General features: G+C 35.9%; 24 protein-coding genes. 19 read left to right on the top strand and 5 right to left on the bottom strand.

Annotated features, from left to right (window positions below; all coding sequences use genetic code 11):
* Window positions 1-3: 3 nt before the first annotated feature.
* From MM213_RS11115 to MM213_RS11070, 10 genes are all read left to right on the top strand, one after another.
* Window positions 4-1,305 carry a tetratricopeptide repeat protein gene (locus tag MM213_RS11115; protein ID WP_241412282.1) on the top strand — a complete coding sequence of 434 codons (1,302 nt, stop codon included), beginning with the start codon at window positions 4-6 and terminating at the stop codon, window positions 1,303-1,305.
* A gap of 81 nt (window positions 1,306-1,386) precedes the next feature.
* On the top strand, window positions 1,387-1,929 hold the full coding sequence (gene lptC / locus MM213_RS11110; protein ID WP_241412280.1) for an LPS export ABC transporter periplasmic protein LptC: 543 nt from the start codon (window positions 1,387-1,389) through the stop codon (window positions 1,927-1,929).
* Between the two features lie 248 nt (window positions 1,930-2,177).
* Window positions 2,178-2,396 (top strand): hypothetical protein, encoded by a 219-nt coding sequence (locus MM213_RS11105; protein WP_241412278.1) that lies wholly within the window; start codon window positions 2,178-2,180, stop codon window positions 2,394-2,396.
* Complete coding sequence (locus MM213_RS11100) at window positions 2,396-3,673, top strand: hemolysin family protein (RefSeq protein ID WP_241412277.1); 1,278 nt, start codon at window positions 2,396-2,398, stop codon at window positions 3,671-3,673. Before MM213_RS11105 ends, MM213_RS11100 begins: the two co-directional genes overlap by 1 nt.
* A 74-nt stretch (window positions 3,674-3,747) precedes the next feature.
* The gene (locus MM213_RS11095) at window positions 3,748-5,859 is read left to right on the top strand and encodes a peptidylprolyl isomerase (RefSeq protein ID WP_241412276.1); all 2,112 of its coding nucleotides are present in this window, start codon (window positions 3,748-3,750) and stop codon (window positions 5,857-5,859) included.
* 530 nt (window positions 5,860-6,389) lie between these two features.
* Window positions 6,390-6,656 carry a DUF493 family protein gene (locus MM213_RS11090; RefSeq protein ID WP_241412275.1) on the top strand — a complete coding sequence of 89 codons (267 nt, stop codon included), beginning with the start codon at window positions 6,390-6,392 and terminating at the stop codon, window positions 6,654-6,656.
* Window positions 6,657-6,668: 12 nt separating this feature from the next.
* Entirely contained in the window at window positions 6,669-6,896 is a 228-nt protein-coding gene (locus MM213_RS11085) for a 4a-hydroxytetrahydrobiopterin dehydratase (protein ID WP_241412274.1), read from the top strand.
* A gap of 1 nt (window position 6,897) precedes the next feature.
* On the top strand, window positions 6,898-7,581 hold the full coding sequence (rsmI, locus tag MM213_RS11080; RefSeq protein ID WP_241412273.1) for a 16S rRNA (cytidine(1402)-2'-O)-methyltransferase: 684 nt from the start codon (window positions 6,898-6,900) through the stop codon (window positions 7,579-7,581).
* Between the two features lie 353 nt (window positions 7,582-7,934).
* Window positions 7,935-8,732: an inositol monophosphatase family protein gene (locus tag MM213_RS11075; RefSeq protein ID WP_241412272.1), complete on the top strand. Its 798-nt coding sequence runs from the start codon at window positions 7,935-7,937 to the stop codon at window positions 8,730-8,732.
* A gap of 90 nt (window positions 8,733-8,822) precedes the next feature.
* The gene (locus tag MM213_RS11070; protein WP_241412271.1) at window positions 8,823-11,819 is read left to right on the top strand and encodes an AsmA-like C-terminal region-containing protein; all 2,997 of its coding nucleotides are present in this window, start codon (window positions 8,823-8,825) and stop codon (window positions 11,817-11,819) included.
* 345 nt (window positions 11,820-12,164) lie between these two features.
* Here the strand turns inward: MM213_RS11070 and MM213_RS11065 are convergent, their stop codons facing one another.
* The gene (locus MM213_RS11065; RefSeq protein ID WP_241412269.1) at window positions 12,165-13,070 is read right to left on the bottom strand and encodes an AEC family transporter; all 906 of its coding nucleotides are present in this window, start codon (window positions 13,068-13,070) and stop codon (window positions 12,165-12,167) included.
* A 94-nt stretch (window positions 13,071-13,164) separates the two neighbouring features.
* Here MM213_RS11065 and MM213_RS11060 point away from each other — a divergent pair, with 94 nt between their 5' ends.
* A complete protein-coding gene (locus tag MM213_RS11060) occupies window positions 13,165-13,395 on the top strand; it encodes a hypothetical protein (protein ID WP_241274421.1) in 231 nt (76 codons plus the stop codon).
* Here MM213_RS11060 and MM213_RS11055 read toward each other — a convergent pair.
* Entirely contained in the window at window positions 13,392-13,766 is a 375-nt protein-coding gene (locus MM213_RS11055; RefSeq protein WP_241412267.1) for a UDP-glucuronosyltransferase, read from the bottom strand. The two genes, MM213_RS11060 and MM213_RS11055, sit on opposite strands and share 4 nt — an antisense overlap.
* Before the next feature lie 436 nt (window positions 13,767-14,202).
* On the opposite strand from MM213_RS11055, the gene MM213_RS11050 reads away from it, so the two are divergent.
* The 7 genes from MM213_RS11050 to MM213_RS11020 all read left to right on the top strand — a co-directional run bounded on the left by MM213_RS11050 (window position 14,203) and on the right by MM213_RS11020 (window position 21,832).
* A complete protein-coding gene (locus MM213_RS11050) occupies window positions 14,203-15,396 on the top strand; it encodes a DUF4934 domain-containing protein (RefSeq protein ID WP_241412265.1) in 1,194 nt (397 codons plus the stop codon).
* 555 nt (window positions 15,397-15,951) lie between these two features.
* Entirely contained in the window at window positions 15,952-16,116 is a 165-nt protein-coding gene (locus tag MM213_RS11045; protein ID WP_241412264.1) for a hypothetical protein, read from the top strand.
* Between the two features lie 78 nt (window positions 16,117-16,194).
* Complete coding sequence (locus MM213_RS11040; RefSeq protein WP_241412262.1) at window positions 16,195-17,331, top strand: DUF4221 domain-containing protein; 1,137 nt, start codon at window positions 16,195-16,197, stop codon at window positions 17,329-17,331.
* Window positions 17,288-18,508: a DUF4221 domain-containing protein gene (locus MM213_RS11035; RefSeq protein ID WP_241412261.1), complete on the top strand. Its 1,221-nt coding sequence runs from the start codon at window positions 17,288-17,290 to the stop codon at window positions 18,506-18,508. The genes MM213_RS11040 and MM213_RS11035 overlap by 44 nt, the downstream gene beginning before the upstream one ends.
* Window positions 18,505-18,957 (top strand): hypothetical protein, encoded by a 453-nt coding sequence (locus tag MM213_RS11030; protein ID WP_241412259.1) that lies wholly within the window; start codon window positions 18,505-18,507, stop codon window positions 18,955-18,957. The genes MM213_RS11035 and MM213_RS11030 overlap by 4 nt, the downstream gene beginning before the upstream one ends.
* Window positions 18,958-19,116: 159 nt before the next feature.
* Complete coding sequence (locus MM213_RS11025) at window positions 19,117-19,479, top strand: DUF8478 family putative metalloprotein (RefSeq protein ID WP_241412257.1); 363 nt, start codon at window positions 19,117-19,119, stop codon at window positions 19,477-19,479.
* An 85-nt stretch (window positions 19,480-19,564) separates the two neighbouring features.
* A complete protein-coding gene (locus tag MM213_RS11020; protein ID WP_241412256.1) occupies window positions 19,565-21,832 on the top strand; it encodes a TonB-dependent receptor in 2,268 nt (755 codons plus the stop codon).
* Between the two features lie 142 nt (window positions 21,833-21,974).
* On the opposite strand, the gene MM213_RS11015 is transcribed toward MM213_RS11020, so the two are convergent.
* Genes MM213_RS11015 through MM213_RS11005 form a run of 3 tightly spaced genes read right to left on the bottom strand, consistent with a single transcriptional unit; the run spans window position 21,975 to window position 24,051 of the window.
* Complete coding sequence (locus MM213_RS11015; RefSeq protein ID WP_241412254.1) at window positions 21,975-22,727, bottom strand: hypothetical protein; 753 nt, start codon at window positions 22,725-22,727, stop codon at window positions 21,975-21,977.
* A gap of 59 nt (window positions 22,728-22,786) precedes the next feature.
* On the bottom strand, window positions 22,787-23,518 hold the full coding sequence (locus MM213_RS11010) for a hypothetical protein (RefSeq protein WP_241412252.1): 732 nt from the start codon (window positions 23,516-23,518) through the stop codon (window positions 22,787-22,789).
* Window positions 23,515-24,051 carry an RNA polymerase sigma factor gene (locus tag MM213_RS11005; protein ID WP_241412250.1) on the bottom strand — a complete coding sequence of 179 codons (537 nt, stop codon included), beginning with the start codon at window positions 24,049-24,051 and terminating at the stop codon, window positions 23,515-23,517. The genes MM213_RS11010 and MM213_RS11005 overlap by 4 nt, the downstream gene beginning before the upstream one ends.
* Window positions 24,052-24,184: 133 nt before the next feature.
* Here MM213_RS11005 and MM213_RS11000 point away from each other — a divergent pair, with 133 nt between their 5' ends.
* Window positions 24,185-25,072: a carboxypeptidase-like regulatory domain-containing protein gene (locus MM213_RS11000; protein ID WP_241412248.1), complete on the top strand. Its 888-nt coding sequence runs from the start codon at window positions 24,185-24,187 to the stop codon at window positions 25,070-25,072.
* The last annotated feature ends 3 nt before the right edge of the window (window positions 25,073-25,075 follow it).

The raw sequence follows: 25,075 nt of genomic DNA, 5'->3' as shown, positions 1-25,075 counted from the left end.
CCTATGAAACTTAAATTTGTATTGACCGGAATAGTGGCCTTCATGGTGGCGGGATTAGCCCAAGCACAAGTTTTCAATTGGCCTTCTGATGCTGAGATGGAAGGAAAGGCTAGAGAGTATAATGCTGCTTACGTAGATTATATGAACTCAGAGCAATTTGTAGAAGCTACCAAACCTTTAAATTGGCTTTTGGTAAATGTGCCAAATCTAAATGAGTCTATTTATATTAATGGTGTAAAAGTGTACCATGGTGCAGCAGGAGCCGTTTCTGATCAAGCCCAAAAAGTTGTTTATCAAGATTCAGTTATGACTGTTTTTGATTTGAGAAAGGAAAACTTTCAAAATGAAGAAAAGTGGATTGAAAACAAGGCTTACTATGGTTATCAGTATTTTAAAAATGACAAGGTTAAAGTTCCAAATGTACTCAAGACTTTTGATAGGGTAGTTGAGCTAAATGGTGAATTTCAAACCACAAACTTATTAGCATACTATTACGATTTAGTATATAGAAATTATACATTCAATAAAGCTTACTCTAAAGAAGAAATCTTAACAGAATATGAAAAGATTAACTCTTTGGCAGAAGTAGCTCAATCAAATGGTGATGATATATCAGTTCCTTCTTCTACCAGAGATCAGTTAATTGTAGCGATGGAGTTGATTGATTGTGACTTTATTGAAAATACACTTGGGAAAAAACTGAAAGCAGATATGTCTAATGAATCTTTGGCAAATCAAATTTTCAAGTATTCAGTTCAATACAAGTGTTTGAGTACAGAAGCTTTCACCTTGGCTTTGGAAATCGTCGATTCTAACAATCCAACATTTGCAACTGCTCAGGTTAGAGGCATGAGATATATTCAAAATAGAGAATATGATAAAGCACAGCCTGTTTTAGAAAAGGCGCTAACACTAGCAGAAAATGATAAACAAAAGGCAGAAGTTCATTTGGATTTGGCTAAAGTTCATGCTCAAGCAGGAAAGAAAGGTGCTTCTAGAACAGCTGCACTTGAGGCAGCAAAACTTGACTCTGAAAAATCTAAAGATGCTTGGAATTTAATTGCTCAGTTGTATATGGAGTCTTTTAATGACTGCAAAGGTGGAGTAAGTAGAGCTAAAGATAGAGCAGTTTATGTTGCAGCCTATAATGCTTATCAAAAAGCTGGAAATTCTTCTGGCATGGCTTCTGCAAAAGCACAATTCCCATCCAAAGAAGAATTGTTTACTGAAGGTAAGCAACCAGGTGAATCAATCAATACTGGCTGTTGGATTGGTGAAACTGTAACTTTGGCTACTAGAGATTAATATTTGTTAAAAAAATATCTTTAAAAAGGCGGTTCTCGAACCGCCTTTTTTCTGTTTCTATGCTTTGTGTATATTTGTGACATGTCAAGAGTTTGGTTACCTATTTTATTTCTTTTCTTAACTGCACTTAGTTCTTGTAAGGAGGAAGTTGATACCAGTTTTCTGGAATCATACTTAGGCCCTACTGGTATTGGTTCTGATATTGATCTTTTTCATTCAGATAGCACAAGGATCAAAATCAACCTCAAAGCCAAGAAGCAACTTGAGTTTTCCAATGGAGATAATGAGTTTCCTGATGGAATCGAGATTTTCTTTTACGATGATGAAGGTGAATTGACTACAACTATCAAAGCAGACAGAGGTTACTACATCCGAAAAGATGATATTTATAGAGGTGAGGGAGATGTACAGGTAGAGAATATGGAAAAGCAACAGAAACTTGCATCTGAAGAATTGTTCTGGAATCCCACTACCAAAAAAATCTATACAGATAAGTTTGTAACCATACAAGATCCCCAGAGGTTAATCAAAGGTACTGGAATGGTGGCAGATGAATCATTTAGTGAATATGAAATCATGTCTGTAATAGATAGCAGAACCATTATTCCAGGAGAAAAAAACTAGGGTTCTGAAATCCCATAAGATAGAAAAGATATTTAGTGTTATGAAAAACGTTCTAAGATTTCAAAAAACCAAAATACGATTAACGCTTCTTTGCCAGTAGCTTTTATTCCATAGTCGATTGCTTGCTTATGTTCAATATCTATGAGTATCTAATATCAATTTATTTCGGACCTAAGCTAAATCAGGCTTTTATTTAGTTAGTGGCAAAGTTCCGTATATCCATAAATCAAAAAAACTATTACAGACAGATGAAATTGCTTGATATTATTCTTTTATCTTTGTCAGCTGCTTTGGTGATTATTGGGACACATCTGACCATTACTACAGGTCTTACCTTGTCATATCCAGTCTTTATGTTCGCAGTAGTTTTGTTGTTTTGGTATAGATACCGAAAAAACGCTGCTATATTTGAAGATAAAGAAAAAGAAGATCAACAAAAAGCTAAGAAAACCAGGAAAAAGAAATAATGGAATATCAGTATTTTACTTATGTATTGATCACGCTGATTTTTTCAGCCCTTTTTTCGGGTGTTGAAATTGCCTTTATTTCTGCAAACAAACTCCAAATAGAACTTCAAAACAAACAAGGTATCTTATCAGGAAAAATCCTTTCAGGTTTTGTCAAAAAACCCGGACAATTTATAGGAACCACCTTGATAGGAAATACCATTGCACTTGTGCTATATGGTATTTTTATGGCTAGTTTACTTGAGCCTTGGATCAAAGGGTGGGGAGTTGACAATCAGGCTAGTATAATGTTGATTCAGACAGTGCTTTCTACAATTCTGGTCCTGATCACAGCCGAATTTATCCCGAAGAGTATCTTCATGCTCAATCCAAACAGCTTACTTGCAGGTCTTTCAGTTCCATTTTTGATAATTTACTTTATCATGTATCCGGTGGTTTGGTTTGTGGTTGGCTTGTCTAGGTTTTTCATTACTCACGTCCTTCGATTGGAGTATAATGAAGACAAGCCGGTATTTAAAGTGACTGACTTAAACAGCTTTATTCAAAACAACCTTCATCATGTTGGTGAAGATGTGAAAGTTGAAGTTGATTCCAAAATTTTTGATAATGCAGTAGAGTTCAAAACTATCAGGGTAAGGGAATGTATGGTTCCTCGGACTGATATCACCGCTGTGGAAATAGATGAAAGTATTGCAGACTTGAAGGAAGTCTTTGCAGAAAGCGGACACTCAAAAATTATAGTTTACAGAGAAACCATAGACGATGTCATCGGTTATTGCCACCAACTTGAACTTTTCAAAAAGCCAAAAACTATAGAAGATATTCTTACACCGATAATAATTGTACCAGAATCAGCACTTGCAAATGAGCTATTGGTGCAATTTATCCAAGAGCGAAAGAGTTTGGCTTTGGTTGTTGATGAGTTTGGAGGGACGAGCGGAATTGTGTCGATGGAAGACATTATTGAAGAGATTTTTGGAGAGATCCAAGATGAGTATGACAACGATGATCTGATAGAGCAGAAGATTTCTGACTATGAATACCTGATGAGTGCTAGACATGAGATAGATTATTTGAATGATAAATATGAATGGGAATTACCCTATGGAGAGTTCGAAACACTCTCTGGATTGGTGATTTCCCTAGCAGAAAATATCCCCAATAAAGGCGAATCTGTCACGTATGGGGCCTTTACCTTTACCGTAGTGGCCAAGCAGGACCACCGCATAGATACTTTGAAAATCAAAGTGAATTCCGCAACAATTTCCAAGAAGTAATTTATTGACAGCGATAATATTTTGAAATTAGCTTTAGATGTAATTATTTTGCGGCACTTCAAAAAACCAGAAGAATGGCATTAATTAAAAAAATCAGACAAAGAACAGGTCTTGCAATCGGTGTAATTGCAGTAGGTTTGATATTTTTCCTTGTAGGGGGAGATATATTGAGCCCAAATTCAACCCTTTTGGGTGGCAATTCTAATAAGGTAGGTGAGATTGCAGGAGAAAGTGTTTCTTACGAGGAATACATTCGGAAAATTGAAGAAGTGAAATTCTCTTTTCAGCAGAATACAGGAAGAACCCCATCAGAAGGTGAGATGTACAGTTTGCGTGAGCAAGCTTGGCAGGCACTTATTGTAGAAAGGGTATTCAAAAACCAATATGAAGAGTTAGGACTGACTGTTACTGACGAAGAATTGGTGGATATGGTTCAGGGCAAAAATATTGTTGCTGAATTGAGACAACAATTGGTAAATCCTCAGACCGGAGAGTTTGACAGAACTCAGTTGATCACTTTTCTTCAAAGCCTAGAAGACGCAGGTCCTGAGCAGAGAGCATTTTGGGCACAGCAGGAAAAGCTTTTTGCAGATGCAAGGCTAAGAATCAAATATGACAACATGTTGGCTACTTCAGATTATGCTACAAAAGCAGAGGGTAAGCTACAACATAAGATGGCAAATACAATTGCTGACGTTGATCATGTTTTTATACCATTTTATGCTGTTGCAGATTCCGAAGTAGAGGTGACTGATGCTGACCTGAAGTCTTATATCAGCAAGCACCAAGATAAGTTTAAGGTTTCAAATGCTGCAGATATAGAATATATTGTATTTGCATTGCAACCAAGCAGTGAAGATTCCGCGGCTGTGATCTCTGAAATCAAGAAACTTACAGAAGAGCTTCGTGCTTCAAGTACAGATTCGGCTTTTGCTGTAAGAAATTCTGAAGGTACCAATGCTTTTAGAACTTACTTGCCTGGTGAGAATTTACCAGAATCTTTTACAAGTAATGTTGATGATATTCAAGAAGGTCAAACTTATGGTCCCTTTATCACTTCAAGGTCAACATATGTGGCATACAAAGTAGCTTCAAAATTTGATGGTGCTCCTAGAATGAGAGCGAGTCATATTCTTTTCGGTACAAATGGATTGGATGATGATGCTAAAGCTGGTGTAAAGGCAAACGCAGAAGAAGTATTGAAAGACATTCAAGAAGGTCTGAATTTTGCAACCGCAGCGACTCAATATGGTCAAGATGGTACTGCTCAAAGAGGTGGTGATTTAGGTTGGTTTGCCAAGGATGATTTTGTTACCGAGTTTGCAGATGTTTCATTTGCAGCAAAATCTACAGGTTTGATCAATAGATTGGTTGAAACTGAATATGGCTATCATATTATTAACATCACAGAATTGCCAAAAACAGAATCTTACAAAATAGCTGCTATTGAGTTAGAGTTGATTCCAAGTGATATAACAAGAAATGATGCTTTCAGAAATGCAGATTCATTTGCAGCAAATTCTAGCAATTCTAAGGAATTTAAAGCAAATGCAGAGAAAGAAGGTTATAGAATCATTCAAGCTAATGGTGTTGATGCTTTTGCAAGAAATCTAAATAACCAGGCAAATGCTAGGGAAGTGATTAGATGGGCATTCAATGATGCTTCTGAAGGTAACGTGTCTCAAGTTTTTGAATTGGACAACAGCTATGTAGTGGCTAACTTAAAGGCTAGATACGAAGAAGGAAATGCGACTCTAGAACAAGCGAGAGCCCAAGCAACAGTTCAAGTGAGAAATGAGAAAAAAGCTGCAAAAATTGTAGAGAAGATTAAAGGGATGACTTCCTTGGAGGATATAAAAAATGCTTTTCCTGAGGCAGCCTCGTTAGACAATTCTCCAGATTTGAATTTGGCGTCTAGTGTGTTGCCAGGTGTAGGATTTGCTCCTAAAGCTATTGGCGCCATCTTCGGACTTCAAAATTCTGGTGAAATGACAAAACCAATCCACGAAGATGTAGGTGTTATTGTTGCCAAATTGAATTCAATCACTCCTGCTTCGGAAATAGCAGATTACAATAGCTATCAAAATCAGATAACTCAAAACAATTCCCAAAGAACTGCATACATGATTATGATGGCTTTGGAAGATTTGGCTAAAGTTAAGGATTACAGATATAAGTTTTTCTAAGAAAATTTCTTTGAAATCTATAAAAACCCGTGGAAGTACTTTCACGGGTTTTTTTGTTTCTTTTTACTGGGGAAATATGAAATACAAATTTTTTGTCATTCTTTCTCCCAAATAACCGAAGTTTTGTAGTTGATGGCATTTTTGTACCATTTCCTGAAAATAGCTGACGATTTTTTTATACTTATCCTCTGGTTTTGTAAGTAAGTCATTTCGATGAAAGGAGACTGCCCCGTTGAATTACAGGGAGAAATCTCATACTGAATTTCACACCCCATCTTCAATTTTAACTTTCCAGTATCAAAAAGGGACGAGACCTCTCCTGTCGTCGAGGTGACATCGCCATCTCGTTTCTAGCTTCTAGCTTCTAGCTTCTCGCCTCTCTCTCCCATCTCGCATCTCGCATCTCACATCTCCTATCTCATCTCTTTGCATGAATTTCCGCTATCTATTGGTATTTGTTGGCGATTAAAATATTCTTAATCTACTTCACATTTTTTTCAATCATGTTATTCCCTTAAATTCGTAATCATATGGACAAAACATTCGACAAAGAAGCCTTCAAGGAAAAGCTTGAAGCTCAAATGACTTTTCCTGCGTTATATATGTTCAAGTTTATTGTTCCCTCAGGACAAGAACATAAAGTGGCTGCATTATTGCCTAATAATGATATGGAATTGAAGAACTCAAGTCAGGGAAAATATGTAAGTGTTACCATCCGTGCGATGATGGCTTCGAGTGATGCCGTTTTGGATGTATATGAGCGCGCTTCGAAAATCGAAGGTGTAATTGCACTTTAAAAAATTGAAATCATGTGGAAAGAGGAAAATAGTAAATTGGTAAAAGATTTTAAATTTGGCGATTTTCAGGAAGCTTTTGCTTTTATGACAAGAGTAGCTTTTTTGGCAGAATCTCATGGTCACCATCCCAATTGGAGCAATGTTTACGATACTGTGACAATTGAACTCACTACCCATGACGAAGGGAATATAGTGACTGAAAAAGACAGGAAATTAGCGGCAGCTATTGATAAAATTTGAAATGTCAGACGACAAACACATTCACCTTTACCTCATCCCAACTCCCATTGGTAATTTGAGGGATATAACACTGCGTGCTATTGATGTTCTCAAGTCTGTGGATGTTATACTTGCTGAAGACACAAGAACCACAGGAAGGCTCTTAAAACACCTTGAAATACAAAGGCCGCTTCAAAGCTATCATATCTTCAATGAACACAAGACCGTTGAGAAATTGATAGAGCGTATGGAAAGAGGGGAAGTCATGGCCATGTGTAGTGATGCAGGAACACCAGCTATTTCTGATCCTGGATTTCTTTTGGTCAGAGCTGCTCGAGATGCAGGCTTGGAAGTCAATTGTCTCCCTGGTGCTACTGCATTTGTTCCGGCATTGGTAAATTCTGGGCTTCCAAACGACAGGTTCACTTTTGAAGGATTTCTACCACACAAAAAGGGTAGAAAAACTAGGATTGAAAGTTTGATGGAAGAAGAAAGAACCATGATCTTTTACGAATCCCCTCATCGCTTGATGAAAACATTGGTTCAGTTTTCTGAAGCTTTTGGATCAGAGCGTATGGCCTGTGTTTCTAGAGAATTGACAAAAATCTATGAAGAAAATGTCCGAGGTACCCTTTCAGAGCTTATTGCTTACTACGAAGAGAACACCATCAAGGGAGAGATCGTAATCGTGGTGCAGGGGAAATAGAAATGATATTTGTAGATATTTTATTGATATTAAGATATTATAATATGTATATCCGTTTTCATACCAGTAGAATCTAAATAATTGAATTAACCTGTGATTTCGAACTAATATCAATAAATATCCAATATCTATTAGTATTAGTTTGCAAAAAAACAATCGTTTAATTGATTAGTGACATGATTGCGAATAATCATATATTGTAATTATTAGGATATAGGTAATCGGTTATCAGTTGGTTAAATATCAGTTTCTTTAGGTGTCCCAGCATAATATCCACAAGAATCCTATATCCGTAAAAATCTATTATTTAATACCAAACCAACCAAACCAACCTTCTCAACAAACAAAATATCATGATTGACTTAAATCAAGTATTGGATCAAACCAAAGATATTGCTAAAAAGGCCGGTGCATTTATCCGAAAAGAGCGGCAACATTTTGATTTGAAAAAGGTAGAAGAAAAAGGGCTCAATGATTTGGTTTCTTATGTAGATAAAGAAGCTGAAAAAATAATTGTCGAAAATCTTTCAAAAGTATTGCCAGAAGCTGGCTTCATCACCGAAGAAGGTACTAAGGAAGAGGAAAATAAGGAATATACCTGGATCATTGATCCATTGGATGGAACTACGAATTTTATCCATGGGATTCCTGTTTTTTGTGTAAGTATAGGCCTCCAAAAAGGTAATGAGATTATTTTGGGTGTAGTTTATGAAGTGAATATGCACGAATGCTTTTATGCGCTGAAGGGCCATGGAGCATTTTGTAATGATACACCGATTCATGTGAGCAAAGCTAAGACACTCTCTCAGAGTCTGTTGGCGACTGGTTTTCCATATAGTGCATTTTCCCAAATTGATGAATATTTGGACATTATGAGGGTAATGATGCAGAAAACTCACGGCCTTAGGAGGCTTGGAAGTGCAGCAGCAGACTTATGCTACGTAGCATGTGGGAGAATGGAAGGTTATTTTGAGTATAACCTCAATTCTTATGATGTAGCGGCAGGATCTTTGATTGTACAAGAGGCCGGAGGACAAGTTACAGATTTCAAAAATGGAAATGATTATGTATTTGGGAGGGAAATTATTGCTACCAATTCAAGTATTCATGACGAGCTATGGAATGAACTCCATCAAATCTGGAGCAGATGATTTCTAAATGATTCTTTTTGCTTGATTGTCACCTCTGATTTTGCAGATTAAACGTATATAGGAGTATTAGTGACCAAAAATATTAAGACTATGAAGAAGACAGTCATTATCATTTTATCAGTTTTTGCATTTTTATTGACTGCATTGATAGCAGTACCATTTATCTTCAAAGACAAGATTATCGAACGCATTGACAGGGAAATTGCCCAGTCTGTCAATGCACAAGTTCATTACGACTTCAATAATATAAGCTTGAGTATTTTCAAGCGATTTCCAGATGTAAGTGTTACTCTTCGTGAGTTTGGAATCAGCGGCAATCCACCATTTCAAAATGACACATTGGTTCATGTGGACCAATTACAAGTGGATTTTAACCTCAGATCTGTTCTATTTGCTGATACTCCTTCATTGTCAGGAATTCACCTCGATGGCGGTGCAGTTTATGTGAAAGTATTGGAAGATGGACAAGCCAATTATGATATTACTTTCCCTTCAGAGGAAGTAGCCGAATCTGAAAGCACTTTTGAGATTGGAGTCGATTTGATAGAAATCAATAATCTGAACTTCATTTATGACGATAGACAGCTGGATTATTTCATGGCATTGGGAAATATGCAGATGGAAGGTAAAGGTAATTTTACAGCTGATGTCTATCAGCTGCCTGTGAAGCTCGAGATGCTCATAGCTGATGTCAGTTACGAAGGCACAAATTACCTCAAGAACAAAGTTTTCAAAGGAAATACCACAGTTGATGTGGATATGGAAAATATGAAATTTGCTTTTGCAGATGGAGACTTTGCACTGAATGATTTCGTTTTTGATCTATTTGGTTTTGTAGCATTACCAGCAGATGATATAGAGATGGACTTACAGTTTGAAGGAAAAGACAATACCTTTAAAAGCATCCTTTCATTGGTACCTGGGATTTATACCGATAGTTTCAAAGGTCTGAAGACTTCGGGCACGATGGATTTCAAAGGTTTTATGAAGGGTATTTACAATGAAAATAGTTTTCCTGCATTTGATATTTCCTTGAATGTAGCAGATGGTATGTTTCAATATCCGGATCTTCCTAGACCTGTCAGCAATATCAATATCGATATGAATGCTGCAAATGCCAGCGACAATCTAGATTTTACTAAAGTCAATATTTCAAAATTCAATATGGATTTTGGAAGTAATCCAATATCAGGAAGATTGCTTTTGGAAAATTTGGTAACATACGATATCGATGGGAATTTGGTTGGCAAATTGAATTTAGAGGAATTGACTTCGATTTTTCCAATAGAAGGAATGACCTTAAAGGGGATCTTGGATGTCAATGCTTCTGCAAAAGGAAGGTATGATTCTGTGAAAAATATCATCCCAAATATCAACGCGAAGATGCTTTTGACAAATGGATATGTGAAAAGCTCAGAATATCCCGCTCCTATTGATAAGCTAAACGTCAATGCAAGCATCATCAATACAAGTGGAAATATGAAAGATTTCTTGGTAGATCTCAGCAACTTTGGTTTTGAGCTCGAAGATGAGGCTATCAGCGGTAATATGAAAATCCAAGATTTTGAACAATTAAATTGGGACGGTGCAGTAAAAGGAACAATTGATGTTGGTAAAATGATGGCTATTTTCCCCATTGAAAACACCATCATGGAAGGAAAAGTGATTGCTGATCTTAATTCCAAGGGGTCATACAAAGATGTGGAGGAAGGAAGGTTTAATAAGCTAGATACAAGGGGAGATATGTCTATTCAGAAGTTTTTCTATACTTCTACAGATCTGCCGCAGGGAATCAGAATCAATGATGCTAAAGCGGACTTTACGCCAGAAAGAATCAATCTGACAAAGTTTGATGCAAGGGTTGGGGAAAGTCCTCTACTAGCCTCAGGATTTTTGTCAAATTATATGAATTATTTCCTTAAAGAAAACGAAACCTTAAAAGGACAGCTTTCCTTAGAATCTTCGAAATTCAATGTGAATCAATGGATGGTAGAATCTGGAGAGGCAGAGGATTCAGAATTGACAGTCATAGAACTGCCCAAGAATATTGATTTTACAATGGCTGTTTCTGCAAATGAGGTTTTGTACGACAATTTGAACTTGAAACAAGTGAAAGGCAATATGACTTTGAGAGAGGGAGTGTTGAGTTTTAGGGAAGCTTCTATGGCGACGATGGGTGGACAAGTGGTTATGAATGGTACATACGACCCTAGAGATCTGACAGCACCGAAATTTGACTTCAACTTCAATGTCATCGACCTGAGTATTGCGGAAGCATTCAACTCCTTGAATACTGTGAAAGTTTTGGCCCCAGTAGCACAACATTTGACAGGCAAGTTTTCTACGAAATTGGATTTTTCTGGACTTTTGGGTCAAGATATGATGCCTATCCTAGCCTCATTGGATGGGAAGGGAGTCTTGAGAGTTTTGGAGGCTGCTTACAAAGATAGCCCATTGCTGAAAGGTGTGACGAGCTTGACCAAGCTGAACGATACCAATACGATTCAATTCCGAAATCTCAATCTCCCAATAGTAATTGAAGATGGGATGTTGAATTTGAGTCCTGTGGATCTCAAGTTGTGGGATTATCAAGCCAAGGTACAGGGAAGCACAGGATTTGATGGATCGATCAATTACTTGATCAATATGCAGATTCCTGCAGGTAAGTTTGGGTCACAAGCTAATAATTTGTTAGCCACTATTTCTGGTACAGAAGCTACAGGCTCTACTCTAATCCCTGTGTCTATCAATTTGGGTGGAACTTACAATAGTCCTAAGGTTGGTTTGTCAGGAGAGAATTCCATCGAAAGTTTATTGACAAATGCCTTAAGATCAAGGGTGAGTTCTGAAAGGGAAAACCTGCAAGCCAAAGCTACGGAACAATTCAAAGCAGCTGAGGATAGTTTGAAAAGCGAACTGAAAACAAGATCAGAAGCACTTCAAGATAGCGCCAAAAAAGAGGCGGAGAAAAAGGTAACAGAGACCAAAGATAGAGCTGTAGAAGAAGCCAAAAACGTACTCAAAGGAGTATTGGGCAATCGAGCTAGACCAGCGGCAAAACCAGATACTACCAAAAATCAGCAGTAAGTTTCTCGAAAAGGAGTTCGTTAAGGTGCAATGTTTTGCAGAGGGGGTGTGTTTTAAGGTTGAAAAGTTGGAAAGTTTTAAGGTTGAAAAGTTTTAAGGTTAAGGATCTCTAATAGCTTCCTCTCCTTGGTCGGTGTCCCCACCGACCATCCACATCATCTTGATAGGTGTCCCCACCGACCAAAATTTCAATCCCTTGGTTTATGACTTCACATACCAATCTGAATAGACAATAACCATTATAAAGTAGATTTTGCGCCCTCTGCCCCTCCGAATTTCTTTACGAGACATTTTCTCACTACCCGACATTCCCCGTGGTTTGTGTCCTCACAGACCAACTCCAAATCACCCAACAACCCAATACCAAAAGCCAATAGTGAAGAAGGATAAAGGAATCCCCAATCCAACCAAAAGAGAGGCTAGCTTGGGCTCCAAATCATGGGAAATAGCGATAATGGATCCTGTGATCATGGGAGCCATGGCTGTTTCTATCACGGTGACTTTGAATACAAATTCTTCCAAGCGAAAAGCAAATCCAAATAACAAAAAGATCACTGCTGGAATCAATAGGAGCTTGTAAGTAAGTCCAAGCCATAGATATTTAGAACGTATTGCATCCATATTTACCCTGACTTGCAAGCCAACTGCAATCAAGGCTATTGGTGTTAGGGTTTTGGCGATAAGATCAAATAGTATTGCAATGTTTCCTGTAAACTGGATATTTGAAAAATTCAAAACAAATGCTAAAATAAAGAAAAGAAAGGGAGGAAAAGTCAAGATTTTCTTGGTGATATCTCGTTTTCTTTTTTTCTCTTCAGAATAGATAGAAGCTACGATGATAGCGATGCTACTGACGATGATAAAGGATCCTGCCTGATCGATTAGCAGAGCGATTTTTAGAGCTTCCTCACCAAAAAGAGCCTTCACAATCGGAAATCCCACAAAGGATGTGTTTGCTAAGCCCGCAGTGATGATCAAGCATCCGGTGACAGATTTTTTCCATTTGAATTTTTTTCCCAATGTACCAAAGAGCACCCAAGACAAGCCAAAACTTATCCACGCACTCGAAATGGGCAAGAGCAGTGATAGCTCCAAATCGATCTCGGGGATGTATTTCAATGCAAGAATCGGCAACACCACATAGATCAGGTATTTATTCAAATACTGGGCGGTGCTTGTAGGGACTTGTTTTACAAACTGTAAAGCGATACCTACAAGGAGAAAAACGACAACGATGAATAGGTTGGTCATAGGCTGATTTCGCCGAAAGTTAACACAATCGTAATTTGGTTTTAATCAATTAGTAATTTTTTTTGAGTTGATTTGAGCTTAAAATAAGCTAGTTATGAATAAATTGATACCTATAGAGATCGAAGGCCAGAAGATTGTACAGTTGTCACAGCTAACCATAGATCAGGCAAATGACTTGAGAAGCTGGTTGCCGACTGATGGATTGAAGAAAGTAAACCTTCATGGTGTGGAGTTACAGGACTGTCTTTCTTTTGAAACTTATGAGTATTGGTTCAAGACCAATCATGTACTTTCAAAAGCCTATGAGACTATTCTGGATTTTTAGATCATCCCAAAAGTTTTTCTTTTCTCTGCAAAATATGCTTCTAGGTGATTGTAGAGCATGCTTTCGGCTGTAGGTATTCCAGAAAGTGTCAATTCTATATTGCCTTGAGCTGATTTTGGATCAACATCCATTGTTTCTATCATAAATATCAACTCTTGTAAAGTAAGTGGTTGATTGCATTTTTCAGGATTTAGGTTGATTTCATTGCCATAGAAATCCACCGCTTCAAAGTAATATTCCCCATCCAAAATATTGGCATAAATGCTTATTTCCTCACCCCACTGACTTTCGGGATAGCTAAGCTTGCAAATCAAAGTGTTTGGCCCTGTACCATTGAAGTAGCTTTCGGGTCTGTAGTTGAAATTTATCACAAAGCAAAATTAGGGATAATTATTTGTGATGGAAGTGAGGAGTGAAATGTGATTAGAGATTTATTTTTTATGATTAAAAATAAACCTAGATTCTATCTTTTTTTGCCAAACCTATTTTCTAGGTTATTTATCCGTTTTTATACCAGTAGAATCTAAATAATTGAATTAACCTGTGATTTCGAACCAATATCAATAAATATCCAATATCTATTAGTATCAGTTTGCCAAAAAACAATCGTATAATTGATTAGTGGCATGATTGCGGATAATCATATTCTAGGTAATTGTATAGTTTGTTTTCAACTACCGTTGAAAGTACTAATTCGATATTTAATTCAGATACATTACTAAGCAAGGGCCATTTAAATATTATTTAAGTAAACATTTTTTTATGGGTTTTTTTAATAAATTAGGATCTTGATGTTCTTTAGTTAATATGAGGTTTTTCTATTCTATATATTTAGTCTTTGCTTTATTACTACTGTTTTTCTCATGTAGTTCTAAGGATCAGAGTGATCAAAAAATCATTTCAATCAACCCTACTGCAGCCTCGGAATCTACCCTTTTATCTGTGTTTGTGGAGGAAGTTAAATTCATAAAGCTAGAAACAAAAGAAGAGTCGATTTTGGCAGGAACGAGAGAAATCATTATCAAAGATAGGTTCATCTATGCAGTTGATAAGTTTCAAAAGGCAGTATTGATTTTTGATATGGAAGGGCAGTTTGTGACCAAACTACTTAAATTGGGAGATGGACCTGATCAGTATAGAAACCTTGGTCCTGTGTTTATCTCAGATGATGAATCCACCATTGAGGTGATTGAAATGATGGGAGAAAAATCAAGAAGATTGACTTATTCAATGCCAGACTTCACATTGTTGGATGCTAGTCCTTTTAATACACCATGGTCAAACTCATGGAGAAGGGATGGGGAGATTTATTATTTTTCCACACAACAAATAGAGAATAATATTGATGGAGAGGCCACCAATGCGGCCATAATTGTTAGAGACGAAAACAATCAACTTTCTTCCATATTTCCAAAGACGATTGAAACAAAAAGTTCAGGATTTTCACCGTTTAATGAAAGCTTGACCGAAAATAAAAATGGTGATCTTTTTATTTCTTTGGTATATGACGATACATTTTATCAATTGAAAAATAAAGAAGCCATACCTGTGATGTCGATTGATTTTGGGTCTTTTGGGATAGATCATTCGATCAGTTTTGAATCTATCGAAAGACAAATGGAATACTTGGCACAGCAAACAGAAGGGAAAGCATCATTCCCTGTTTTAAATATCGAAGACCCAAGATTGTTGGTATTCTCCTACTATTTCAAAGAAAATGGGAGCAATGGACTCCATCAATATCTAGATTTCAAAGAAAGAAATAAGGTTATTCATACCAAGTCTATACTCAACGATCTCAGTCCTTTTCCCGAAAAAGTATTTCTAAGTTCCTACTTTTTCACAATAAAACATGAAGTAATGCACAAAGGATACTTGGTAGATATTGTACTCCCAAGTTATAGCCTCAATGGCAAAAAAGAAATAGAAGTAGAAGGTTTGGGATTGATCCATGCAGAGGATAATCCGATAGTGATGTTGATGAAGATGAGGGATTTATAAGACTTTTTAGTTTAAGATTGAACAAAGTGTTTTTTTTAAACAAAAAAATAAAACCACTGAATATCAATTAGTTATGATTTTTTGCAAAAAAAAAAAAATAGTTTAAAGTTTGGAGAATGTACTAATGATTTGTTATTATTGATAATCAGATCATTACAAAAATAACTGCGCAGGAATTTTTTAGGTCGGGTGAGTTAAATAAATTTTAAAACTTCTAATTTTAATAACGATGAAAAAATCTATTTTGCTTTATCTTTCGTGTTTTTGCATGATAGTCGGTTTAAGTTTTTCAGTAAATTTTGATACTGAAGCTGGTTGCTGGGATTGCGATAACTTTGTTCCAGTTTCTTATTGTACTGTTACTATGTTTGGTGGTATATGTGGTTCGAATTACAACCCTCATCAAAGATGTACTTGGGAATGTTCTAGTGGTTGTGAAGTATGCGAAGGTAGTGTTTTTCTTTTACCAAATTAAATAACATAACTATGATAAAGAAAGTAATATTAACGTTGGCTTGTGGGTTAATTCTAAGTATGTCCCAAATCCAAATTTCTATGTCTCATTGTAATACTGAAGGCACTAATGGATGGTGTAATTATTATGAAGAAGAAATTGGTGGTGTGGAAAAAAAATGTGAAAGCACTAGAAAAGAAGGAGCTTACACTGGTAAGTGTTTGTTGAATTCAGGTGGAGGTACAGTTCCTGTAATTATTCATTAATTGCCATTAGAAATGCAAGTGAATAAGGTATTTGTTATAATTTCTAGAAGGATCTACATGATCCTTCTGGTTTTAAATATGACTAGTTGTTCTAATTTTAAGAATGATTTATCAATTCCTTTAGATTATTCTTTTGATTTTTACGATTCACTAGTTATAGATTTGAATTCAGAAGGTTATTCATCTTCTCAGTATTCTTATGGTAAGTTTCAGGGACAAGATATTCTGATTACAAATAACCATGCGTTTAATAGCTTTTCAATTTATGATTTGTCTAACGGTAACGAGATTGAGGTTATTAATTTGGATAAAGATGATTATCAAAGCAAAATACCCCGAGGAAATGGGATTACGGGTATTTATTATCATAATGAAGATTCTCTTTTTTTAATGAGTTATACCTATAGATTAGTTTTAATTAATCTTCAGAAAGGCGCTATACAAGACATTTATAATCTTAATGGAGAATCGAAGGGAGTTAATAATAATAGAGTAAAGATTGACAATAAATACCCATTTGCTTTCGATGGAAAATATGTATTGACAACTAAAATTGATGACTTTTATTTTCAAAAAAAGGTGTTTAGCGTATTCGATATCGAAAAAAAAGTGTCTACTGATTTTTTTGATTTTCCAAAAATGTATGAGGATAAAGACCAATATCTGACTGGATCATGGTATCAGTATATCAATCATTATTATGATAAAAAGTCAGGTGATTTAATTTTTGGTTTTCCGATTGATCATCAGCTATACCGTTTGAATTTAGCCTCATTGAAAATAGAGACAAATGCTAATATTCATGCAAAACCATTTCATCAAGGGCACTATTACTATGTAGAAGATGAAGGCACTATGTCAGAAGAAGATTTCTATCAAAGCTTGAAAAACATATATAACCAATATCACTATACAAACTTGATGTATGATGAAAAAAATAAATTCTACTTAAGGTTGATAAAGCATCCTACAAAATCCCATATTTATGATCAAACTCCAACCCCACAAAAGTATCGTTCATCGGATCATTCTTTGGTAATTTATAATGATTTGCTTGAAATAATTGGTCAAGCCTTATTACCAAAGCATTATTTCCAAATAGGACTTTTTGAGCACTCAGATATATTTTTCTCAAATGGCTTATTGTATGTTAGACTAGTCCCATTATCAGATGAAAAAATTATTTATTACAGATATGAAATTCTTAAAAATTAGCTCAATTTTCTTTCTAATTTCGATTTTAATCTTTTCTTGTACGAAAAATCAAGACAATTACAATCTTCCAAATGAGATTGCTTTTGAAACTGAAAAGATTTTTATTTTAGACAGTGTTAGTACAAGCGAATTGGTCCAACATCAAATGATTAAGACAGATTCAATGTCATATTTAGCGACAATGGATATTGTTATGAACCATATTAATCTTTTTGATTGGGAAAGTGGTAAAATTGTCGAGAAAATAAAATTTAATAAAGATGATGGACCGGATCAATTATTTACCCCCATTAATTTTTATATCCACAATTTGGATTCAATCTTTGTACAAGATCTAGGATTCGGGGTAAAGCTTATAAATCTAGATGGAAAAGTTCTCCAAAATTTTAAAATTGGTGAAGTAAAATCTGAAAACCAATTATATAATGGAATCCCAGCATATTTCTCTTCGGCTAGCGCAAGACCAATCTTTTTTCTTGAGAATAAGGTTTTTTATCCAACGACTCATATTGATATTAAAGAACCAGTCTTAGGAGTGTTTGACATATCGAATAATGAGCTTGAGGAAATTATTTTTTTCCCAACTGATGGGTTTGAAAATGGAAATTATATTTTTGAAAACATTTATCGAACTGTTTATTGGGACTGGGATAAAAATAAAGAATCTTTATATATCTCATTTCCAATAAGAAATGAGATTTACCATTATGATTTAAAAGATAAGGTTTTAACGGAAATTAGCTTATCTCCCGAATTTCAAGTTGATTTTTCGGGTCATTCCAATGTGCTTTTTTCAGATTTAAGACAATTTGGTACTTCTGAAGAAGAAAAAAAAGAAGCTATAAGGAGAGTAGAGATCTTTGAAAAAAATAAAAGCTTTTCGAGCATTCTTACTTGTGATGATATTATTTATAGAATTTTAATTCACGAGAAAAAAGAGTCTAATGTTAATTCATTTAATATTGACTTTAGAGATTTTGAGGTATACGCTTATAATTATAAAGGCCAATTGCTTGCGAAAAAGTTATTTAAAAATCCTCAAGATGATGGATCTGTGTTTTTAGTGAATAGAATGGATAATTTTATTATAAAAAATGAAAATAGTCTTTATGTAAGCGCCTTAAATAAAGATCAATCAGAAGAAGAGCTAATTTATAAAAAATTAAAATTAAAATGAAAAATAGCTTATCTATATTACTAATTCTATTTATCTCGAATTGTAATCCTAAACAGAACTTTCCGAATGTTCAAGGTTATCTAAATCAAGTAGATTCAGAACTCCTAAATCAGAATGTAAAAAATATAGTCTATGTTCCCTTTGATGCATGTAATTCTTGTGTCCATGGTATAATTTCATTCGTCTCGGAAAACCCATCGGTATTAGACAAAAACCTTTTTATTTTAGTAAAATTTAATTCCCTAAAGTCTTATAAAATTAAATATGGTCAAGAAATTTTTGATCATCAGAATATGGTTTTTGACTCAGGAACAAAATACTTTGATTTTAATTTTAAATTTAATTCACCGGTTTTATTAAAGTTAAAAAAGGGAACATTTGTTGTAGAAGGTGAGATTTTGTTAGAACCACAAGATTATATGTTTCATCTTGAAAATAATCTTCTTTAATAGTCAAGTTAGATTTAAGAAGGATTTTAGATCTATTTGAATTTTACCATTCACCCCCACAATTTCAACCTAAAAGTAATTAATTGCTTATTATTTCAATATTCTTTTCTAATTTCACAACTTAATTGCAAATATTCAGTTTGAAGATTAGCAAAGACCTTGGATCAGTTTAGAAAAATATTGCCTCAGTTTAGCCATTTTTGTTTGGCTTTGTTGCTAAGTGTTTTAGCCAACGGGGTATTCTTTTTTCACTCCCATACACTTGACAATGGCCGGATAATTACCCATGCGCATCCTTTATTGTCAGAGGACCATCAGGAATTACCAGATCATGGACATACTGAGGAAGAGTTACTCTACCTCGATTTGATTGCCCATGCAGAATATTTGCTGTTTGATTTCCAAATTGATTTTCGGGAGATTTCAGCGATAAACACAACTGACGATACCTTTGTAGTATCGATTAACTCTTACATTGATACCGAGTTTGGGTTTGAGCATAGAGGCCCACCCATCGTTTGATTTTTTTCTTCATTGACAATCGCTAGTTCTACAATCCTGAACTGCGAAATACCCTTATTTTAAAAAAAATATCTAATCAGACGAAATGCGATTAATCATACTAATTGCTATGTGCTTCATTTCTGTAGGCGCATTAGCATCACAAAATCTATCTATAGCTGGAAAAGTAATAGACAAAAATACAAGAGAACCAATTCCTGGGGTTTCGGTTTTTATTCCTGAATTGAACCGAGGAGTAGTTACTGAGATGGATGGGACTTTTTCCCTTGGGGCTTTGCCTGAGAGAAATATCACTGTTCAGTTTTCATTCATCGGCTACGCTACTCAGATCGAGGTAGTAAAATTGAGTGCCTCAAATAATTCTTTGGTCATTGAGTTGGAAGAAACAATATCCAACATTGACGAAGTGGTAGTTTCAGGTGCATACATCATGAGCAAGGAAAGCTCACCGATCTCTATTGAGAAAGTAAGCAGAGATGCAATTCTAAAAATGCCCTCTCCTAGCTTGATGACCTCCTTGACCAAAACACCGGGAGTCAATGAAATTTCCTTGGGTCCTGGCATTAGCAAGCCTGTGATCAGAGGATTGTCATTCAGCCGTGTGCTTTCTGTCTATCAAGGTGGAAGATTTGAAAATCAGCAGTGGGGAGCAGATCACGGTTTGGGTTTGTCTGAGACAGGCATCAGTAACATTGAATTGATCAAAGGCCCTGCATCGATCATTTATGGTTCTGGAGCAATGGCAGGTGTAGTGAACTTGATAGAGGAAAAAGATGCAGCTGCCGGTAAGGTAGAAGGAGATGTGAACTTGAGAGGATACAGCAATTCACTTGGACTCAGGACGGAAGCTGGAGCAAAAGGAGCTAGTGAAAATGGTTTTGTTTGGTCATTGAGAGCTGCTGCAGAATCCCATGCAGATTATCTAGACGGTGATGGCAATGCCGTAGGTAATACAAGATTCAATACCCAGAATGTCAAAGCTGGAGTAGGGTTACAGAAGAAATGGGGTGATACCAGAATACGCTATACCTATTTGAGCCAGAAACTTGGAATTATAGATGAGGATGATGTGAGCGAGTTGGTGACAAATAGAGGAGATAGGAAAGTTCAGTTACCCTTCCAAGATGTAAAAGATCACTTTATCAACTCGGAGACGAATCTATTTATCGGAGAAGACAGGATAAAAGCAACTTTTGGCTATCATATCAACTTCAGGGAAGAAGTAGAAGAAGCCGCTGATGAAGTGGATTTGGGTTTGAGACAGTCAAATTTCATGTATGATGTCAAATATTACAAAGAATTGACAGATGGTCTTGAAGCGATTTTGGGTGTTCAAGGTTTCTATTTGAGAAATATCAATTATGAGGAAGCAAATGAATTTTTGATTCCTGATGCCACAAAGGATGACAGGTCTGTTTATTTCTTATTGAACTACAATAAAGACAAATGGGTAGCTCAGGGTGGAATCCGCTATGATTATAGAAAAGTGACAGCCGATGCAAGTGCGGCACATATTGTTGATTACGGATTTTTGCTTCCTGGAGAGCCGGCAGATAGGACTTTGACTAGGACTTTTGATGGGGTGACAGCTAGTGCCGGGACGACATTCAGGCCAAATTCCTCGTGGAGGTTCAGGTTGAATGTAGCTCAGGGATTCAGAGCTCCTGATTTGGGAGAGTTGTTTTCCAATGGACCACATCCGGGAACGAATAGATTTGAAAGGGGAAGTGCTGACTTTGTAAGAGAACAGAACATCCAAACCGATTTTGGTATCAGGTATAGCACACCAAACTTCTCACTTTCTGGTGAGGTTTTTTACAACCACATAGACAATTATATCTTCTTTGCTCCGACAGATGAATTGATGGGAGACTTGACCGTGTGGGAGTTTGAGCAAACTGATGCTAGGCTATATGGTGGAGAAGTGGAACTGGATATCCACCCTACTTCGGCAAAGTGGGTTTCAGGATCGACTTCATATAGCATGGTGATCGGCCAAAGAAGGTCAGATATGACTTATTTGCCTTATATTCCGGCATTCAGATGGAATCAGTCTGTAGATTTCAGATTGAATAATGTGGGAGTATTTACAAATCCTTATATCAGTGTACTTGGATCGTTTATCTTTGACCAAAATAGAGAAGCACCTTTGGAAGAAGCTACTCCAGGGTATTACTTGTTGGGACTGAATGTAGGAAGTCAGGTAATGATGGCTGGCAAGTCACTTGATATCTATGTGAGTGGCTCAAATATTCTGAACAAAACCTATTTAGATCACATGTCACTTTTCAGACCTTTTGGAGTAAATCAAATGGGAAGAAATATTGCATTGAATGTAAGAATACCTTTTTGAGAAGGAAGACATAAGATATGAGACAAGGATAAAAGACTTAAGACTCGGTTGTCGATACTCTGAAAGGCTTAGACTTTGAATAAATCGGGATATACTTCTAGATTCAGAAATCTGAGTATATCCTGATTTTTAAAATTTTAGACTAAAACAACCTAACACCCACTGTCGGTATGATTGTTTTTATGTTGTCTGTGAAAATAAAGCCTCCGTTAAGTTGAAGGTTTCCTTTGATATTGTATCTATAAGATGCTTTGAATGTTTTTCCTTGGAAGACTGGACCAGAATCTTTTAAAAGGTAACCAATCTGAATAGTACTCCAAGGGGCTTTAGTAGGGTTGATTAAAATTTCAGCATTTATAAATGGATTATGGAATACATTGACCCCACCATCTGGTTTGTCAGTGAAAAAAACTGAATTGGTAATCGATGCTCCTAGACCTATTTTTTTTAAATTGACTACAGTTCTAAATCCCATCTCAGGAGCAAACTTTCCACCTATATAGTCCAAACCAAAAGGAATACCAAGAGTATAACTTTTTCTATGTGGAATATATTGAGTAATTATATCTTTAAGAGCTCCAATAAAAGTGTTTTCAGCCCAATCTGGGTGTAAATAATATGTTCTAACTCCATCTTTATTGAAATCTTTAATAGATTTGACAGCTCTCAATAATTTTTCTTCTATATCATCCTTTGGATAATCATTTGAGTTGAAAATAGCTTCAAGCCGACCTTTATTTGGCATTACGAACACCAAAGTATCTGTAAAATAATCTGGATTATTCTTCGTAAAATTTTTAAATGATGAAGTATACGTAGGAGTATTATCTTTCAACTGTGCCTGTGCAAGGTAGCTGAAGCAACATAAGAAAATTAGAATGATGATTTTTTTCATTGGTTTGTGTGTTTTGGTTGAATGATCCCTGTGCACAGGATTTTAGGTATTCAGCTGTTTTATTGTTCATAAAGTCGGGCCGTCAGCTCATTGATTTGTAACCTGAGTCCGCCTTTCTTTTTACTATTTAAATCTTGGATAGCCTGTAGCTCTTTTTCAGTAAGCTCTACGTTAAATCCATCAATCTTGATCCTTCGGCTAGGCTCTTCCCAATCGACTATGATGATTTTTTTACTTCCCTTGAAATCCTTTGTAGTGTCAAGTTCAGTGTCTATTTCATCTTCATGAATCTCAGCCACAAATAATTCCGGTAGAGGGATATCAATTTCAATCGCTTCCATTATTTCTTCTTTTCCAATAATCTGGATAAATTCCTCAGAAGGTGAAACCTCCTTTTTTGTAGTGGTTACACTTTCTATCTTCCTAACTTCTTGTGGTTTAACTTGGGTCGGAATTGGTTTGGTGATAGTTGTATTTGAAATGTCAGTCATTAAAAACTCTTCTTCAAAGTTGTTATCACTGTTTGTTAACCAAATCATTCCCCAAAATCCCAAAAGGAATATTGCTGCTGCAGAAAGTCTATATAATGCCACTACTCGCTTTTTGCGTTTGAGACTTTTCTGAATCCCAGCCCACGTGTTTTCTTTGGGGAGATAAATTGGGAGTTGATTTTTCAGGTTTGATACTTGCTGATCCAAGGGTTTGTTATCCAAGATCCTACCCCAGACATTTTCATCCGGAAGGTGCTCTGTCAAGCGGTTTTTCCAAGAATTATGTTTAGGATCTTTCATTTGGAGTAATAGTTTTTGCTTAAAGTTTTCTGCAATACTTTTTTTGCGTAATGAAGCTGGGACTTGGAAGTTCCAATGCTCACTTTGAGCATTTTGGAGATCTCTTCATGGGAATAGCCTTCGATTTCATAAAGAACAAATACTGCCCTGCTTGATTCTGGAAGGTTTCGGATGGCCTGATCTAGCATATCTCCGTCTATCCATTGGTCTAGCAGTAGATCATTTGATTGGATTTGCTCATTCAGCTCTTCAAATGCCATCTCAGAGCGGATTCCTTTCAGCGCTTTGCGGATCATTATTGTTTTGATCCAAGCTCCCAGAGTCGATTCTTTGCGGAAGTTTTTGATATTTCTGAATACATCAATAAATCCTTCCTGCAAGTAGTCATTCGCTTGATCATAATCATTGCAGATTCTATAGATCATGTTGAACATGGCTACTTTATACTTCTCAAAAAGCGCAAACTGAGCCTGAGCATTTTGGGCTTTGCAGGCTTCAATCAGTTCATCTTTATTGGAGTAGTTTTGTCCCATATTCAACTTAAAGAGTCTTCATACCCAAAAAAGGTTGGAATGAAAGTTAAAAAAAGCTAATATTTTTCATATTTATCAATTTTAAAAACTGCCATTCTTTGTGAGTCTCTAAAAATCACGATATTGGAGAAATATGAACTTAGTATCAAAGTCGCTGACATTTGTAATATTTCTCATTGTTTCCATTTCAAACAATGCCAGCTCTCAACAAAGTTTGAAGCTTTCGGGATTGATCATCGATAGAGACACAGAAATGCCAATTCCTTATACCAATATTGGAATCAAAAATAAGTTTGCCGGGACGGTCTCAGATCATCAAGGCTATTTTTCAATTGAATTAACAGAATCTGCAAATTCGGATACAATCGAAATTTCAAGGATTGGTTATGAAAAAATCAAAGCACCTATTGCTGATTTCGGATTTTCAGATTCAGAACCTATTATAATCACGATCAAACAAAGCATGATAGACTTGAATGAATTCACTATAAATGCGGATTATATTGAAGGTCAGAAGTCATTCGGTATTTTGCCTTTAAAATCTCGATTTGGATTTGCTTTTAATCCTATGAAATCAGATGCAAGGGCAAATTTAGGAAGAGAGTTGGGAATTGAGATTGATCCAGATGGTAAAGAAATGAGACTGAATAAGGTCAGTTTTGCAATTCAAAGTAATCAAATTGGACATATAACTTGCAGGGTTAATATTTATAAAGAAGATGCCATTCTTGAGGACAAACCGGGCGAAAAGGTTTTGGAAAAAATTTATGAAGTGACAGAAAAAGGCAAAGGTGTTCATTCTGTATCACTTAAAAGTGAGAACTTAATTTTGAGCGAAAAATCTTGGGTTACAATAGAGTTTGTAGATTTTCATGGTGAAAATGTTCGAGGGATAGTAACCTTACCAGTCAAGTTTCCTTTAGGTAAATATTTGTCGAGGGAAAGTAGTTTGGGAGAATGGAATTCCGTCATGGGTAAGCCCAGTATAAAAGCAGATGTGGAAATAATGGATTTTAGATAAATT

Source organism: Belliella alkalica, from assembly GCF_022549785.1.
Lineage (GTDB): Bacteria > Bacteroidota > Bacteroidia > Cytophagales > Cyclobacteriaceae > Belliella > Belliella alkalica.
The sequence above is the reverse complement of the archived record's forward strand: the minus strand, read 5'-3'. Positions and strand labels throughout refer to the sequence as shown.